The sequence below is a fragment of the Mesorhizobium sp. B4-1-4 genome (genome assembly GCF_006439395.2).
In the GTDB taxonomy this organism is placed as follows: Bacteria; Pseudomonadota; Alphaproteobacteria; order Rhizobiales; family Rhizobiaceae; genus Mesorhizobium.
On sequence record NZ_CP083950.1, the window covers coordinates 2,585,273 to 2,600,751 of the forward strand.

Sequence of the window (15,479 nt, forward strand, 5' to 3'; positions counted from 1 at the left end):
GTCATCATTTACACACAAACAGCCGCCAGATGCGGGTGGTTGGGGTTTTTAGCGGGTTGACTTGGGCATGCTGACGAAAAAGGGCAAATACGGCCTCAAGGCCCTCGTGCATCTTTCCAGCCTTCCGGTTGGCCAATTGGCCTTCGTCAACGACATTGCCGTCGCCAACAACATCCCGAAGAAATTCCTCGACGCCATCCTGGGCGAATTGCGCAATGCCGGCTTCGTCCAAAGCCGCAAGGGCAAGGAAGGCGGCTATCGCCTCGCCCGCCCCGCCTCCGAGATCAAGATCGGCCACGTCGTACGCGTGCTCGACGGGCCGCTGGCGCCGATCCCTTGCGCCAGCCGCACGCAATATCAGCGCTGCGAGGATTGCGACGAGGCCACCTGTCAGGTCCGGCACATGATGCTGGAAGTGCGCCAGGCAATCGCCGAGGTGCTGGACAATCGCAGCCTCGCCGCCATGCGCGATGCCGACAATGATGATTTTCCGGTCGAGTTGACATCCCAGATCTAGAGCCGGTGGATGAGGCTGCCGAGGTTTACGAAATCCCGAAAAGCCGCCCGCAAGCAGCCATCGGCTGCCAGCTTTCGCACTGAAATCATCGCCGACATCTTTGTCCCGGAATATGCCGAGGATGTGCGTTTCTTCAGCCGCAAGCTGGTTCATCCCGGCAGGCTGCGCCGCTTTTCCAACCGGGATTTTCGCGAAGGCCTGCTTGCCGTCTTCTATCTGGCGGTCGCGGCGGTGCTGCCGGTGCGCTGGTGGGCGCCGATCTGCGACCGGGCGTCCCGGCTTCGCCAGAAGCGCCATATGCGCAAGGACTTTTCCGGCTATGCCGGCGCCGTGCGCGCAGTGCTTGGTGACGGCATCGACGCGCGCAAGCTGTTCGAGGCCTTGCTCGCCGCCCACCATCGCCGCCGCTTGCAGCTTGCCGCACATCTGGCTGCCAGACGCTGGTCACCTGTGATCCGGCTGGAGGGGCTCGACGGACTGCAGGCCGCCCTGCGGCGCGGCCACGGCGCCATCCTCTGGTGTGATCAGTTCACCGCCCAGACCATCATCGGCAAGCGCGCCTTGCATGAGGCCGGCATCGAAGCGCATCAGGTGAGCGTCAACACGCATGGCGTGTCGGAAACGCCTTTCGGCCTGCGCTTCCTCAACCCGGCGATGGTCCGTGTCGAAAACCGGTTCCTGAAAAGCCGGATCGTCTTCGATCGCCATGACGCCTATCAGGTCACGATCCGCATCCAGAAGATCCTGAGGCAGAACGGCGTTGTGCTGATGACCAACACCATCCATGCCGGCTCGACCTTTACCGAGGCCGCCATGGGGGAGAGCGGCTGGACGCACCTGGCCTCGGCACCGGCGAATTTCGCCGCCAGAAGCAAGACGCCGCTGTTTGCCATGTCGACTTTCGAGACGGTTCCCTTCCGCGACTACCGCGCCGTGATCAGCCCCGAACTGCTGCCGGCGACATCGGCGACAGACCCAGCCAGGGACGGAGCGAAGAACCTTGCCTTGCAGGCGCATTACATCCTGCTGAAGCGCGACTGTCTGCTGCAGGCTCTGAAACATTGCCCCGAGCAGATGATGTCCTGGTCCGGGCGCCAGCGGCTGACAGAGGCGGCTCCAAGCGTCGGGATCGGCGCCGAAGAAGCCTCATGACCGGCGTATCGAACGGACCGCGTCGGTGACGAGTTCGTCGACCGGGCGCGTCGCGTCGAGCGTCAATGCGCGTTCCTCCACCCCAGGCGGTTCGAGGATGGCGAACTGGCTGTCGACAAGGCTCGCCGGCATGAAATGGCCCTTGCGGTTGCCGACGCGCCGCCTGGCGGTGGCGGGATCGATCTCCAGATAGAGGAAGACGATGTCGGGGCAAAAGCGGCGCAGGCGAGCGCGATAACCCCACTTCAGCGCCGAGCAGGCGGCGACCACGCCTTGCCCCCTGCCAACCGACGCCGCGATGCGCTCGCCGATCGCATCGAGCCAGCCTTCGCGCAGCTGGTCGGTGAGCGGCTCGCCGCGTGCCATGCGGGCGACATTCTCAGGCGGGTGCAGTCCGTCGCCTTCGATGAAGGCCGCACCCAGCGCAGCGGCCAGCGCGGTGCCGACGGCCGACTTGCCGCAGCCCGCGACGCCCATCACCACGATGGCCGGAGGCGCCGAGCCGGGAGCGCCCGTCGGCGCCTGTGCTGCCTCTTCATCCACTGTCAGCGGCTTGCCGGCGCGCGGCCATAAAGCAAGAGCATGGCCACGATGACGACGCCATAGATGATCTGCCGTCCGGCTTCCGGCATCTGCATGACCGACAGGATGGATTGCAGCAGCGTGATCAGGATGACGCCGGCAACGGTGCCAAGATAGGAGCCGCGCCCGCCCAGGATCGAGGTGCCGCCCAGCACGACGGCGGCGATCGACGGCAGCAGGTAGGCGTCGCCCATCGATTGTGCCGCCTTGGACGCGTAGCCGGCCAGGAGCACGCCACCGAAGGCGGAGAGCCCGCCGGAGACGGCGAAGGCGATCATCACCACGCGCCGCGTATCGACGCCGGAGAGATAGGCCGCGCGCTCGCGGTTTCCGATGCCGTAGACGGTGCGGCCGAAGCCGGTGCGGGTCAGCACGAACACCATCGCCGCACCGATCAGCGCCCAGATGATGACCGCGTTGGGAACGCCGGGAATGGTAAAGCCTGTCGCAAGATATCGCATGGCGCCCGTGGCCGAGTCCTGTGGCGAGAAGCCGCCGGTATAGACGACCATCAGCCCTTGCGCGACGGCGTTGGTGGCGAGCGTGATGATCATCGAGGGGATGCGCAGATAGGCGACGCCGATGCCGTTGACGATGCCGATCAGCACGCCGCAGAAGATGCCGAACGGGATGGCCAGTGCCACGCCGGCCGGACCGTAGGCCGCGGCCGCGCAAGCCATCATCGCTCCCGCCGCCACCGACCATGGCACCGACAGGTCGATCTGGCCAAGCAGGATGACCAGCATCATGCCGGTCGCGATGACGCCCAGGAACGAGGCCACCTTGAGCTGCTGCAAAAGATATTCAGGCGACAGGAAACTGCGCGAATAGAGGCTGCCCAGCAACAGCAGCAGCACAATGCAGGCAAAGGCCGTCAGCACCGCCGGATCGGCGCGCCGGATGAATTTCGGCATGCGGCCGGCAATGCCGCCAAGCGTCGTTTCGCTCACAGGAACCACTCCAGCCGGTTGCGGACCCGAAACAGGGCGAAGGCGCCGAGGCTGACCGCGACCAGCAGGATAATGCCCTGGAACAAGGGCTGCCAGAGCGGATCGAAATCAAAGACGAACAACAAATCGCCGATCGTGCGGAAGGCAAGCGCGCCGAAAATGGCCCCGACGGCACTGCCCTTGCCGCCGAACAGCGAGACGCCGCCCAGCACCACGGCGGCGATCGAGAACAGCGTGTAGGCGTTGCCGCTGGCATAGGCCGCCTCGCCCGTATAGGTGAAGAAGGTGAGGAACAGCCCGCCGATCGACGCCAGCAGCCCGGCCAGCGTGTAGGCGGCGAACTTGCCGCGCCGGATCGGCACGCCGGACATATAGGCCGCAGTCTCCGACGACCCCGCCGCGTAGGCCGCGCGGCCAAGCACCGAGCGGCTGAACGGCCCCCAGATCACCAGCACGATGGCGAGGAGCACGACAAGGCTCGCCGGCACAACGCCGAACACGCGGCCCGTCAACGCATCGGCCAGGTCCTCATTGACCGAACCGCCCGGAAAGGGCCGCAGCAGGAGGCCGATACCGTAATAGATCGCCCCCGTGGCGATGGTGGCGACGATCGGTTGCAGCCTTCCGTAGATGACGATGGCGCCGTTGATCGCGCCGCACAGAAGGCCGACCGCTAGCACGGCAAGCACGCCAAGCGCCGTCTGGATCGGAGTGCCCACCACAAGCCAGGAAGCCAGGCAGTTGGTGAGGAGAAAAATCATGCCGACGGACAGGTCGATGCCGGCGGTGATCACCACCAGTGTCTGCGCCATGGCGACGAAGGCAAGCAGCACGCCCTTGTTCGCCGCCGTCTGTACCACGTTGGAGGTGAAGCCGGCCGGATGGTTCGAGGTATAGATGACGAACATGGCAATAAAGATGCCGAGCGCCAGCAGCGTTCCACGTTGCTCGGCCAGCCAGTAGCGCCAATCCTTCACGCCTCCGCTCCCAGGCCCACCGGGCTCTCCTCGCCATGGATGTTGAGCGCGCTCGATATCAGCGCCCGCTCGGTGATCTCGGCGCCGACCAGTTCGCGCTTGACCGCTCCGTCATAGAGTACCAGAACCCGGTCGCAGCAGCCGATCAGCTCGTCATAGTCTGTCGAATAGAACAGGATCGCCGCCCCGGCATCCGCCAGCTTGCGCATCAGCTGATAGATCTCCTGCTTGGTGCCGACATCTATGCCGCGCGTCGGATCGTTGAGCAGGATGATGCGCGGCTGGCGCATCAGCCATTTGGCGATGACCACCTTCTGCTGGTTGCCGCCCGACAGCGCGCCGACCGGAATGTCGAGACCGGCGGTCTTGATCGCCAGAAGGCCAACCATATCGTCTATCAGCCGCTGTTCGGCGGCGCGGTCGATGATGCCGCCCTTCGACAGCCGGTCGAGCGAGGCGAAAGACAGGTTCTCGCGCACCGTCATCGGCAACATCAGGCCCTCGGTCTTACGGTCTTCGGGGATGAGCGCCATGCCGATGCCGTCCTCGCGCGCCGTGGCGGGACTGGTGATCGCAACGGGTTTGCCGTCGATCAGGATCTGACCGGACAGACCGCGCAGTACGCCAAAAAAAGCGAGCAGCAATTCACGCTGGCCCTGGCCGTCGAGGCCGCCAAGCCCAACCACCTCTCCTGCCCTGACGCTCAGCGAGATGTTGTCCAGCCGGTCCGTCCAACTGAGCTTGCGCGCCTCGAGCCTAGGGGCGGCACTGGCCGGAGCCGCCGGCAGTTTGGGCGGAAAAATGTGGCTGTATTCGCGGCCGATCATCAGCTCGACCACCTCGTTGTCGCTCTTCGAGCCGGCCTTGTAGCTGGCGACGTTACGGCCATTGCGGAACACCGTGCACTGGTCGGCGAGTTCGGCGATCTCGTTCATGCGATGCGAGATATAGAGCAGCGCCAGCCCTTCCGAACGCAGCCGCTTCAGGACACCGAATATCTTCGAGACATCCCCGGCTGTCAGCGCCGAGGTCGCTTCGTCAAGGATCAGGATGCGCGGCTTCCTGGCCAGCGCCTTGGCGATCTCGACCATCTGCCGGCGTGACAGCGGCAGGTCCCTGACCAGCGCCAGCGGATGGATGTCGGCCGCGCCCGCCCGTGCCAGCGCGTCCTCGGCGATGCGGCGCTGGGCCTTGCGGTCGATCATGCCGAAGCGCTTGGGCGGGTCGGAAATGACGATGTTGTCGGCGACGCTGAGCTCAGGGATGAGCGAGAGCTCCTGGAAGATGCAGACGATGCCGGCCTGGTTTGCCGCCGCCGGCGAGGCGAAGGTCACCTCACGCCCATCCAACAGCATGCGGCCCTCGTCGGGCGCCACGACGCCGGCCACGACCTTGATCAGCGTCGACTTGCCGGCACCGTTTTCACCGAGGATGGCATGGATGCTGCCGGTGGAAACTGAAAGTTCGGCCTTTTCCAACGCGCGCACGCCGCCATAGCGCTTGGAAATACCTTCCATGCGAAAGAGAGGAGCCGCACCGTCCATCAACCCTCCAGGGCGATCATGGGATTGCAGGCTGGCGCCGAGGGGTGAGCCGCGGCGCCAGACGATGGCCAGCGATTACTGGTTTTCCTTGGTCTGCCCCATGATTTCCTGGGCGCTGAAATTGATGCCGCAGGTCGGGAAGGAATTGCCGACGAAGAAGTTGTCCGACTCTTTCGGGAAGTAATCCGTGCCTTCCTTCATGTCCGGATCCGTGGCGACAGCCAGGGGCAGCTTCACCTCCTGCGGCACCACTTCGCCTTCGAGTGCCGCGATGGCCGTCTTGATAGCGACGGCGACCTGGGCCGGGCCGGAGCCGGCGGAGGTGCACTTCAAGCCGTCGGCCGAATGCGCCGCGCAGAATTTGCGGAAGCCGTTTTCGGTCTCGCCGCCGAACGGCACGAATGGATGCTTGGCGTCGATCATCGCCTGCACGATGCCGGTGTCGCCGCCCTGGCCGGTGATGCCGTCGAACGGACCGTTGGTGGCGATCGCGTCGGCGGTCACCTTCTGCGCCACGCCGTCATCCCATTTACCGGCAACTTCGGTGACGGCCCATTTCTTGCCGGAAGCATCCAGCACTTCGTGGATTCCGTTGTGGCGGTCGGTGTCGACCGAGGTGCCGGCCACCCCGCGCACTTCCAGGATCTTGCCGCCATTCGGCACCTTTTCGACCAGCCATTTGGCCCACAATTCGCCAAGGCCCTTCTGGTCGACATTGACGTTGATGGCGTCCTTGGTGTCGAGGATGTTGTCGAAGGCGACCAGCACGATGCCGGCTTCCTTGGCGCGCTTGATGACCGGGCCGAAAGCGGTCGGGTTCTGCGCGTCGGTGACGATGGCATCATAGCCGGAATCGATGAAATTGTTGATCGCCGAAATCTGCGCCGGCACATCCTCTCCGGTCGACACGACCTTGAATTCCTTGATCTTTGCCTTGACGTCGGGCTGCGCCGCATAGGCTTTGGCCGTCTGCACCATCTGGATGCGCCAGGTGTTGGCGATATAGCCATTGGCGAAGGCGATGCGGTACGGCCCTTCCTTCTTCGGATATTTGAAGAATTTCGTGTCCGCGCTCCACGGCGCGAAACAGTCGGCCTGGGCGGCGGGACCGGAGACGATCTCCGGGCCGGCGGCCATGGCGGCCGAGTTGAGCATGACGAACGCACTGGCGGCAACGATGCCACCGACAAGTGACTTGATCATCGATAATCCTCCCGATTGCAGTTCTGATTTGTCGTTTCAGTTTTATGGAATTTCCGCGTTTCCGGCTGGCCCCTTCATATTATCCATAATAAACAAGCTTTAGCTGTTGCTTATGTATAATAAACAGACTTGGCGCCTGAGGCTCAACACTCTGTTCAGGAATAATGGTAGCGCTACCATGGCGCTGTGTAAAGCACCATTCGGGGGCGTTCTCGAAAGCGTGTTCAGCGTGCCGTGCTCTCGCGCCGTTTCAGTTCGAAGCCGAGGTCGACGATCCGCTCCTGCGGCCTGTTACCGGCGATCGCCGCCAGCGCCATGGCGACCGCGCGCCTGCCGATTTCATAACGATGTGTGCGGACGCTGGTGATCGAAGGAAAGGCCACCTGCATCATGTCAAGATCATTGAAGCCGACGATGCCGATTGTGTTCGGCACTCCGATCGCGGCGCGGTGGCATTCGAACAGCACCCCGAGTGCGATGTCGTCATTGTTGCAGAAGACGCCGTCGAGCGTCGGCATCTTGGCCAGGGCATCGCGAAACAGTTCGCGGCCAAGCGATACTCTGGACGGCACCGGCGTGGTCGTTACCAGACGCGGATCGAACAGGCCGGCCTTCTCCATCGCCCCGCGGTAGCCGGCCAGACGCCGCTGCGAGCGCGGATCCATGCGCGCGCCGATGAAGCCGATGCGGCGATACCCCACCTCGATCAGATGTTCGGTCGCCGTCCTGCCGCCGTCGAGATGCGAGAAGCCGACCATCATGTCGATCGGATCGGGCCCGGTCTCCATGACCTGCACCACCGGGCAGCCGGCAGTCTCTAACAGCTTTCGCGAGGCTGGCGTCTGGTCGATGCCGGCCACGATCAGCGCCGCGGGCCGCTGGGAGCCGAACACCTGCAGCAGCCGTTCTTCCTCCAGCCCGGAATAATGCGTGTTGCCAAGCTGGATGCGGAACGGGCTGTCCGACAGGCTGTCATAGATGCCGCGCACCACCTCGGCGAAGACATTGTTGGTAAGCGACGGCACCAGCACGCCGAACACCTCGGCGCGGGCCGAAGCAAGCGCCCGCGCATTGGGATCCGGCACATAGCCGAGTTCGTCGACAGCGGCCTGGATCTGGCGGCGCAAATCTTGGCTGACCCGTTCCGGCTCGCGCAGCGCGCGCGACACGGTGATGGCGCCGACGCCGGCCTTGCGCGCGACGTCCGCTATGGTCGGGCGGCCGCCTCCGCGGCGCGAGCGCGGCTTGATCAAGGCCATGGCCCGTGCGCATGGCCGCCGAAGCGCGCCTGCAATACGATCATTCCAGCTGTCGTCATCTCACCGGCCTGCTGCCGCGCCCCTTGGCCTCTGGCGTCGCTCAGCGACTGGCCATTGTCAAGCCGAGGCGATCGAGGGCCACGCCCCTCCCTTGCCTCAGACCGCTACGGCGGTCCTGTGCTTTGCCTTCCAGAGCACCAGCACCATGGCCAGTATGTTGAGCAGATTCCAGGCGATGCCGTTCAGGAATGCGGCGGCGTAGGAGCCGGTCAGGTCGTAAATCCAGCCCGACATCCAACCGCCGATCGCCATGCCGAAGATGGTCGCCATCATGACGATGCCGATGCGCTGGCCGGCTTCCCTGGCGGGCATGTATTCGCGCACGATGATCGCGTAGCAAGGCACGATGCCACCCTGCGACAGGCCGAAGACCAGAGAGACGACATAGAGCGAAGCGAGCCCGTCGAACGGGATGTAGAAGAACAGCGACAGGCACTGCAGCACCGAGCCTATGAGCAGGGTCTTCACACCGCCGATCCGGTCGGCGACAAAGCCCGAGGCAAGCCGGCTGACGACGCCCGCCGCCATCATGATCGACAGCATGTCGGCGCCGTGCGCCACGCCGTAGCCGAGATCCATGCAATAGGCGACGATGTGCACCTGCGGCATCGACATCGCCACGCAGCAGCCCAGGCCGGCGACGACCAGCAGCACCTGCAGCGCCGCGGGCGACAGGGAGATCGGCTGCACCAGCCGGCTTCCTGGCGAACCGGCGGCGGCCACTTCCGGAGCGCCGCGCCGCAGCATCAGCACCAGTGGCACCATGGTCACCAGGCAAACGATACCGATCGCCGCATAGGTGAAACGCCAGCCTTCCGCCTTCATCAGCGTGGGCATGATGGTCGGCCAGATCGTCCCGGCAAGATAGTTGCCGGCCGCGGCCGCGGTCACCGCGACACCGCGCCGACGGTTGAACCAGTGCGAGATGTCGGCAATCAGCGGGCCGAAGATCGCTGACGTACCGACACCGATCAGCACCCCCTGGGCAAGGGTGAATTGCAGGATCGATGTCGACAGCGCCGCGAGCAGGAAGCCGGCGGCGAGCGCGACCGACGAGAGCAGTGCCGGCATCCAGTAGCCCATGCGGTCGATGGCCCGACCGACCAGCACGTTGCCGGCGGCGAAGCCGACCATGGTCGCGGTGTAGGGCATGGATGCCGCGGCGCGGTCGATGCCGAACTCGGCCTGCACGGCGGGCAGCACCACGACAACGGCCCACATGCCGACGCCGCCGATCGTCGCCAGCAGCATCGAGATGGCGAGCCGCATCCAGGCATAGGAGCTGTCGATACCGGGGAGTGGCCGGCTCAAGTCGGTTCGGGTCAAGGCGTTTCCTGTCGGCTGCCGTTGCCGCCACTATCGGCGCATTCTGGGTCTACAGCAGCGCCACGGCGGGCAAATCGGTGGCTCCAGAGCAGGCGGGACGCGGGAACCGACGCCAATCCATGGAGTTTTGCGACCAGCAACCCTGCAAAGGAGCCCCGTCATGACCGCAACCAAGAAGAAATGGTCGGCCGAAGTGACCGAGCACAGCAACGCGATGGATCTCGAGGATCACATCTTCGAATCCGACGATGCCAAGAAGATCGCTGCGTCGCTCAAGCGCTCGGCCGAACACAGTCATCGCCGCAAGGCCGAACCATTCCAGTCCGCCATGTCGATGCTGAATTTCTACATCAACCGCGCCGGCAAGAACCTGCCCGCCGCACGCAGACAAGTGCTCGAGCGCGCCAAGGACGAACTTCGCGTGGCCTTCGGCCGCGAAAAAGAGGATTAGCGGTCAGCTCGGGCTTAGCGTGATTTGATCACGTGGTCGGTGTTGGCGAGCAGTTTCCGCACCGCGGCGCGGGCCGCGTCCGGCCGCTGCAGGCGGATGTTCTTCTCGATCGCCTCATGCAGTTTCTGCGCGTAATTCAGGTCGTCGACCGCCCGCGTCGTATAGGTGAAGAGATGGTCGAAGGCGGATTCGATCAGCACGCCGAGCGGCACCAAAAGGTCGTTGCCGGAGGCCCGCAGAATGGCGAGGTGGAAGCGCGTGTCGGCACGCGTGCGCTCCTGCAGGCTGGCCGCCTCCCCCATCTCGCGGCAGGCCTGGCTGATCTCGGCCATCTGCTCGTCGGTCCGCCGCATGGCGGCGAATGCCGTCGCTTCCGGCTCGATGATATGGCGGAACTCCTGCACGGTTTTCAGGAACACTTCGCGATCCGGCGAGGTCGCGTACCAGGCGAGCACGTCACGATCGAGCAGGTTCCAGCGCTCCTTGGGCTCGACCCAACTGCCGATCTTGGGGCGTGAGGCAAGCAGGCTTTTGGCCATCAGCATCTTGATCGCCTCGCGTACTGCCGAGCGGCTGACGCTGAAGGTCTCCGACCATTTCGCTTCATTGGGCAGGATGGTGCCGGGCGGATAGTCGCCGCGCACGATCCTCAGGCCAATTTCGCTCGCCAGCGACGTGTGCACGCTGGCGCCAGGAATCCGCGCTGCGTCGGGCCGGCGAACACCGGAGGACCGTTCGGCGGCTGTCGCCTTTTTCGGCGATTTTTCCTTGTTCGGCTTTGCGTCCCGCATACACTTCAGAAAGGCCGGTTTGCGGAAGCTGTCAAGCACCCGCGGGCGGTTGGGCCGCAAAGCCCGCCGCTATGCACAACCCAGCCCCGCCTGCTCGCTCGCTCAGGCCGTTTTCACATATTTGCGCCAGCTGTGCTCCGGGCGGAAGCCGAGCATGTCGCGGGCCTTGCGGTTCGACAGCAGCGTCTCGTATTCGCCAAGCTCGCCCTTGACCGGCACGCCGGGATAAAAGCGCTTGAGCAGTTCCGCCGTCGGCAAGTCCGACGAGGTGTCGTCATTGGCGGCGTTGAACACCTGGTAGCCGAGCCCATCCTTCTCGATGGCGCGCAGCGTGATCTGGCCAAGGTCGCGCGCATCGATATAGCTCCAGGCAATGCGCTTGCGGAAACCCGGATCGGCGAACCATTTCGGGAATAGAGAATACTCATGCGGCTCGATGACATTGCCGATGCGCAAGGCATAGATATCGCTGCCGCTGCGCAGCGCGAAGGCACGCGCCGTCTTCTCATTGACGATCTTGGATAGCGCGTAGCTGTCCATCGGGTCGACGTCATACTCCTCGTCGAGCGGGAAATGCGTTGGATTGCGCGGATCGTTGGCGAAAACCAGCCCGTAGGTCGTCTCTGAAGAGGCGATGATGACCTTGCGGATGCCAAGCTTCACCGCGGCCTCGATGACGTTATAGGTGCCCATCGCGTTGATGCGGAACACCTCATTGTCGGGCGTGATCATGATGCGCGGGATGGCGGCGAAATGCACCACGGCATCGACCGGCTGGGGACGCAGCGACGGATCGAATTCATGCAGGCCCATATAGCTCGACAGCGCGTTGAATACCTGCCCGCTGTCGGTGATGTCGGTGATCAGTGTGCGGACCTTGGGATTGTCGAGCGGCCTGGTGTCGATGTTGAGCACCTGGCAGCCCTGCTCGACAAGATATTGCACGACATGGCGTCCAGCCTTGCCGCTGCCGCCGGTGAACATGATGCGCTTCGTCATTCTGGTCTCCATCACAGGCTCTGGAATTCCCGTCTATTGTCAGACAATATTGCATTTCGCAACCGCTCAAGGCTAAAACGACAGCGCAATTATCGATAATCCCAACAGGACGGATGACATGAACACCACCGCCGCGCGCGAAAAGATCGGCTTCATCGGCCTTGGCCTGATGGGACACGGCATCGCCAAGAACATCGTCGACAAGGGCTATCCCCTGACATTCCTTGGTCGCAAGAACCGCAAACCGGCGGAAGACCTTTTGGGCCGAGGTGCCGAGGAAGCGTCGACGTCGCGCGACGTAGCGGCGGCATCCGATATCGTGTTTATCTGCGTCACCGGTTCGCGCGAAGTGGAAGCCATCATCCGCGGCCCCGGCGGCCTCAAGGAAGGCTTGAAGAAAGGCTCGGTCCTCGTTGATTGCTCGACCTCGGACCCGGTCTCCACCGTGGCCCTTGCGGCCGAACTCAAGGCCCTTGGTATCGACTATGTCGACGCGCCGTTGAGCCGCACGCCGAAGGAAGCCTGGGAAGGCACGCTCGATGCCATGGTCGGCGCGCCCGACGTCGTCTTTGCCAGGGTGCAGCCGGTGATCGAAACCTGGGCTGGCCGCATCGTCCATATCGGCGACACCGGCGATGGCCATCGCATGAAGCTGCTCAACAATTTCATCTCGCTCGGCTACGCCGCCATCTATTCCGAGGCGCTGGCACTGGCTGAAAAGGTCGGTATCTCGCCGCCGCGCTTCGACAGCGTCATCCGCAACGGCCGCATGGACTGCCCCTTCTACCAGACCTTCATGCGCTGGACGCTGGAAGGCGACCGCGACGCCCACAAATTCACCGTCGCCAACGCCTTCAAGGACCTGACCTATCTGGAGTCCATGGCGGGTGCGGCCGGCATCGCCAACCCGCTCGGCAACGCCACCAAGAATTCCTTCGCCGGCGCTCACGCCACAGGTCCGGCCGAGCAGTTCGTGCCGATGCTGGCGACCCATATCGGCAAGGTCAACGGCGTCGACCTGATGCCGACGAAGGATGGCAAGAAACAGACGATTTGAGAGCCTGGACGCTGACACTTCTAACAAAGGCTGCGCTGCCCCTCATTGTCCTGCCGGACATTTCTCCCCGTATAGTGACGGGGAGAAAGACGCCGTCATCTGCGATTTCGCCAATCGTCGGCGTTTTGAAAAAAGCGCAGAGGGTGCGATTGGCCCCCTTCTCCCCGTCGCTTTACGGGGAGAAGGTGCCGGCAGGCGGATGAGGGGCAGCGCCAACCTATGTCGTGAGCCACCTCCACCACCTGCCTTGGGTCACCGCCGCCCTCTTCCAATCCTCTCATCGGTGTCGGCGAGCAGCTTGTGCACGGCATTGCGGGCCGCCGCCGGACGCCGCAGGCGGATGTTCTTCTCGATGGCCTCGTGCAGCTTCTGCGCCCGCCCCTGGTCCCCGACCTGTCGCGTCGTGAAGACGAAAAGATGGTCGAGCGCGGATTCGATCAGCACGCCGAGCGGGACCAGAAGATCGTTGCCGGAGGCCCGCAGGATGGCGAGGTGGAAGCGGGTGTCGGCGCGGATGCGCTCCGGCAGGCTCGACGCCTCGCCCATCTCGCGGCAGGCTAGGCTGATCTCGGCCATCTGCTCGTCGCTGCGCCGCATGGCCGCGAAGGCGGACGCTTCCGGCTCGATGATGTGGCGGAACTCCTGCACGGTGCGCAGGAACGCTTCGCGATCGGGCGCCGTGGCGTACCAGCCAAGCACGTCGCGGTCGAGCAGGTTCCAGCGTTCCCTCGGTTCGACCCAACTGCCGATCTTCGGCCTTGATGCCAAAAGGCTCTTGGCCATCAGCATCTTGATCGCCTCGCGCACCGCCGAGCGGCTGACATTGAAGGTCTCGGCCCATCTGGCCTCGTTGGGCAGGATGCTGCCGGGCGGATAGTCGCCGCGCACGATCCGGAGACCAATCTCGCTGGCGAGCGAAGCATGAACGCTGAACCCGGGAAAGTGCGCCGCATCCGCCCTGCGCACGGCAAGCTGGTCGCGACCCGCTGGCGCCTTGGCCTGGCTGGCTTTTCCCTTCGCCTTCTCGTGCGGCATCCACGTTCCAATAGTCGGCCGGCTGTCGTCCGGATTGATCCGAACCTACGCAGGCGCGCCGATCCTGTAGCCGAAAATCCAAACTGTGGACGCGTCGAAGCCGGAGCCAGAGGCTCCAAACCACAGCGTCTTCTTGAAGACTTCGATAGAACGGGGGCGCTCGCTTCCGAGCACCCCCGGAGTCGAAACCTACCTCTGGATGCAGGTGTCGACTGTGTCCTTGGTGCATTCGTCAAGACCGGTGAATACCGGATCCGCGACCTTGGTGCCCTTGATCAGATCGATCATCACCGACGGCGCCTTGTAGCCCATCTCGAACGGCCGCTGGCCGACCAGCGCGGTGACGAGGCCGTCCCTGGCGATCGCCACCTCGTCGCCGATCGTGTCGGCGGCGCCTATGACGAAGTCGTTCTTGGCGATCCGGTCCTTCAACGGCCCGAACAGGTCGCGGTAGGGCTGCGGCGCCCCAAACAGCGGCCAGCCGCCCATGATGCCGAATGCGTCGAGCTTGGGATTGGCGGCAAGGATATCGGTCATCGCCTGCACGCCCTTGGCGCCGTCGTCATTGGTGAACACCGGGCAACCCGCCACTTCGGTCCAGCCACCCTCACCTGCCAAAGCCGCAAGTCCTTCCTTGCCGGACAGCGCGTCGCGCATGCCTTGCGCGCGGCGCAGGATGTTGTCGGCAGCCGGATTGCCCTCAATGGTGCAGATCGTGCCGCCCTTCGGCTTGGCCTTCTTGATGTATTCGCCGATCTTCTTGCCCATCAGATAATTGTCGGTGCCGAGATAGGTCTTGCGAAGGGCAGCGTCCTCCTTGGTCAGGTCGGCGTCGACGGTCATGATCGGGATCGTCGGGTTGGCGCTCTTGATCGTCTGCGCGATCAGCGGCGCGTTGGACGGCGAAATCGCCATCGCCGCCGTATCGGGCTTGCTCAGCATGTCCTGCACGATCTGCGCCTCGCCTGCCTCATCCGAAGTCGACGCCGGACCGGTGTAGAAGCATTCATATTCTGCGCTGGCGTTTTCCTTGTTCCATTTCTCGCACCCCTGATGGATGGCCTCGAAGAACGGATTGTCGAGACCTTTCACCACGATGACGACCTGCTTCTTGGCCAGAGCCGGCCCGGCGCCCAGCGCCATGGCGGCGACGGCGGCGAGCAAAACTGTTTTCCTCATGTCAGTCCTCCCTTGGAAACAGACGGACACGGCGTGCCCGCCACACGAACCAGCCCGGATACGAGATGACAAAGGCGCGAGCGCTCGTGCCACCAAGCCAGGCCGATAAGCATTTTCAGATGCGAGCGGACCGGCAATCGCCAGCACGATCGATAATCTTCAGCCGCTCCCGCCGGCAATGATGGCGTCAGGGAGACGGCATGTCTTCCTCCGGCGCCAAGCTAATAACGGCGAAGCGTCAACGTCAATTGCAATTTGTCCTACAAAACGGATTTTTCAAAACAGCATCGCAGTATTCATCTGACAATTGCCGGTTCCTATTCATCCGACAATTGACGCCCGCGCGGCCATTTGCGTAAATGACGGCATCGCTGTTCCAGGGAGGAGCTGGAGGAAA

General features: G+C 63.8%; 15 protein-coding genes. 4 read left to right on the top strand and 11 right to left on the bottom strand.

Annotation, left to right across the window (positions count from 1 at the left end; translation table 11 throughout):
* Positions 1–67 precede the first annotated feature (67 nt).
* Entirely contained in the window at positions 68–517 is a 450-nt protein-coding gene (locus FJW03_RS12490) for an RrF2 family transcriptional regulator (protein ID WP_023768256.1), read from the top strand.
* 9 nt (positions 518–526) lie between these two features.
* Positions 527–1,669 carry a hypothetical protein gene (locus FJW03_RS12495; protein WP_140766412.1) on the top strand — a complete coding sequence of 381 codons (1,143 nt, stop codon included), beginning with the start codon at positions 527–529 and terminating at the stop codon, positions 1,667–1,669.
* Here FJW03_RS12495 and FJW03_RS12500 read toward each other — a convergent pair.
* The 7 genes from FJW03_RS12500 to FJW03_RS12530 all read right to left on the bottom strand — a co-directional run bounded on the left by FJW03_RS12500 (position 1,664) and on the right by FJW03_RS12530 (position 9,570).
* On the bottom strand, positions 1,664–2,212 hold the full coding sequence (locus FJW03_RS12500; protein ID WP_140608988.1) for a gluconokinase: 549 nt from the start codon (positions 2,210–2,212) through the stop codon (positions 1,664–1,666). The two genes, FJW03_RS12495 and FJW03_RS12500, sit on opposite strands and share 6 nt — an antisense overlap.
* Before the next feature lie 2 nt (positions 2,213–2,214).
* Entirely contained in the window at positions 2,215–3,201 is a 987-nt protein-coding gene (locus FJW03_RS12505; protein ID WP_140766413.1) for an ABC transporter permease, read from the bottom strand.
* Complete coding sequence (locus FJW03_RS12510) at positions 3,198–4,178, bottom strand: ABC transporter permease (protein ID WP_140766414.1); 981 nt, start codon at positions 4,176–4,178, stop codon at positions 3,198–3,200. The genes FJW03_RS12505 and FJW03_RS12510 overlap by 4 nt, the downstream gene beginning before the upstream one ends.
* The gene (locus FJW03_RS12515) at positions 4,175–5,722 is read right to left on the bottom strand and encodes a sugar ABC transporter ATP-binding protein (RefSeq protein WP_140766415.1); all 1,548 of its coding nucleotides are present in this window, start codon (positions 5,720–5,722) and stop codon (positions 4,175–4,177) included. Before FJW03_RS12515 ends, FJW03_RS12510 begins: the two co-directional genes overlap by 4 nt.
* A 75-nt stretch (positions 5,723–5,797) precedes the next feature.
* Positions 5,798–6,925: a sugar ABC transporter substrate-binding protein gene (locus tag FJW03_RS12520; protein WP_140608996.1), complete on the bottom strand. Its 1,128-nt coding sequence runs from the start codon at positions 6,923–6,925 to the stop codon at positions 5,798–5,800.
* A 224-nt stretch (positions 6,926–7,149) separates the two neighbouring features.
* Positions 7,150–8,184, bottom strand: a complete 1,035-nt coding sequence (locus tag FJW03_RS12525) for a LacI family DNA-binding transcriptional regulator (protein ID WP_181173326.1) — start codon at positions 8,182–8,184, stop codon at positions 7,150–7,152.
* A gap of 156 nt (positions 8,185–8,340) precedes the next feature.
* Positions 8,341–9,570 carry an MFS transporter gene (locus FJW03_RS12530; protein ID WP_140766416.1) on the bottom strand — a complete coding sequence of 410 codons (1,230 nt, stop codon included), beginning with the start codon at positions 9,568–9,570 and terminating at the stop codon, positions 8,341–8,343.
* 160 nt (positions 9,571–9,730) lie between these two features.
* Here FJW03_RS12530 and FJW03_RS12535 point away from each other — a divergent pair, with 160 nt between their 5' ends.
* The gene (locus FJW03_RS12535) at positions 9,731–10,021 is read left to right on the top strand and encodes a DUF3175 domain-containing protein (protein WP_140609000.1); all 291 of its coding nucleotides are present in this window, start codon (positions 9,731–9,733) and stop codon (positions 10,019–10,021) included.
* A 14-nt stretch (positions 10,022–10,035) separates the two neighbouring features.
* On the opposite strand, the gene FJW03_RS12540 is transcribed toward FJW03_RS12535, so the two are convergent.
* Positions 10,036–10,812, bottom strand: coding sequence for a FadR/GntR family transcriptional regulator (locus tag FJW03_RS12540; RefSeq protein WP_140766417.1), 777 nt, complete (start codon positions 10,810–10,812; stop codon positions 10,036–10,038).
* A gap of 102 nt (positions 10,813–10,914) precedes the next feature.
* A complete protein-coding gene (locus FJW03_RS12545; RefSeq protein WP_140766418.1) occupies positions 10,915–11,811 on the bottom strand; it encodes an NAD-dependent epimerase/dehydratase family protein in 897 nt (298 codons plus the stop codon).
* Positions 11,812–11,929: 118 nt separating this feature from the next.
* Here FJW03_RS12545 and FJW03_RS12550 point away from each other — a divergent pair, with 118 nt between their 5' ends.
* Positions 11,930–12,868, top strand: coding sequence for an NAD(P)-dependent oxidoreductase (locus FJW03_RS12550; protein WP_140766419.1), 939 nt, complete (start codon positions 11,930–11,932; stop codon positions 12,866–12,868).
* A gap of 252 nt (positions 12,869–13,120) precedes the next feature.
* Here FJW03_RS12550 and FJW03_RS12555 read toward each other — a convergent pair whose 3' ends face one another.
* Both FJW03_RS12555 and FJW03_RS12560 read right to left on the bottom strand, forming a co-directional pair.
* Positions 13,121–13,903 (bottom strand): FadR/GntR family transcriptional regulator, encoded by a 783-nt coding sequence (locus FJW03_RS12555; protein WP_140766420.1) that lies wholly within the window; start codon positions 13,901–13,903, stop codon positions 13,121–13,123.
* A 189-nt stretch (positions 13,904–14,092) separates the two neighbouring features.
* Positions 14,093–15,082, bottom strand: coding sequence for a sugar-binding protein (locus FJW03_RS12560; RefSeq protein ID WP_140695131.1), 990 nt, complete (start codon positions 15,080–15,082; stop codon positions 14,093–14,095).
* Positions 15,083–15,479: the final 397 nt, after the last annotated feature.

What these genes read in the sequence shown, in the direction of transcription:
- FJW03_RS12490 (WP_023768256.1), top strand. Translation starts at nt 68, where the DNA reads ATGCTGACGAAAAAGGGCAAATACGGCCTCAAGGCCCTCGTGCATCTT.
- FJW03_RS12495 (WP_140766412.1), top strand. Translation starts at nt 527, where the DNA reads ATGAGGCTGCCGAGGTTTACGAAATCCCGAAAAGCCGCCCGCAAGCAG.
- FJW03_RS12515 (WP_140766415.1), bottom strand. Translation starts at nt 5,722, where the DNA reads ATGGACGGTGCGGCTCCTCTCTTTCGCATGGAAGGTATTTCCAAGCGC.
- FJW03_RS12520 (WP_140608996.1), bottom strand. Translation starts at nt 6,925, where the DNA reads ATGATCAAGTCACTTGTCGGTGGCATCGTTGCCGCCAGTGCGTTCGTC.
- FJW03_RS12525 (WP_181173326.1), bottom strand. Translation starts at nt 8,184, where the DNA reads ATGGCCTTGATCAAGCCGCGCTCGCGCCGCGGAGGCGGCCGCCCGACC.
- FJW03_RS12535 (WP_140609000.1), top strand. Translation starts at nt 9,731, where the DNA reads ATGACCGCAACCAAGAAGAAATGGTCGGCCGAAGTGACCGAGCACAGC.
- FJW03_RS12540 (WP_140766417.1), bottom strand. Translation starts at nt 10,812, where the DNA reads ATGCGGGACGCAAAGCCGAACAAGGAAAAATCGCCGAAAAAGGCGACA.
- FJW03_RS12545 (WP_140766418.1), bottom strand. Translation starts at nt 11,811, where the DNA reads ATGACGAAGCGCATCATGTTCACCGGCGGCAGCGGCAAGGCTGGACGC.
- FJW03_RS12550 (WP_140766419.1), top strand. Translation starts at nt 11,930, where the DNA reads ATGAACACCACCGCCGCGCGCGAAAAGATCGGCTTCATCGGCCTTGGC.
- FJW03_RS12555 (WP_140766420.1), bottom strand. Translation starts at nt 13,903, where the DNA reads ATGCCGCACGAGAAGGCGAAGGGAAAAGCCAGCCAGGCCAAGGCGCCA.
- FJW03_RS12560 (WP_140695131.1), bottom strand. Translation starts at nt 15,082, where the DNA reads ATGAGGAAAACAGTTTTGCTCGCCGCCGTCGCCGCCATGGCGCTGGGC.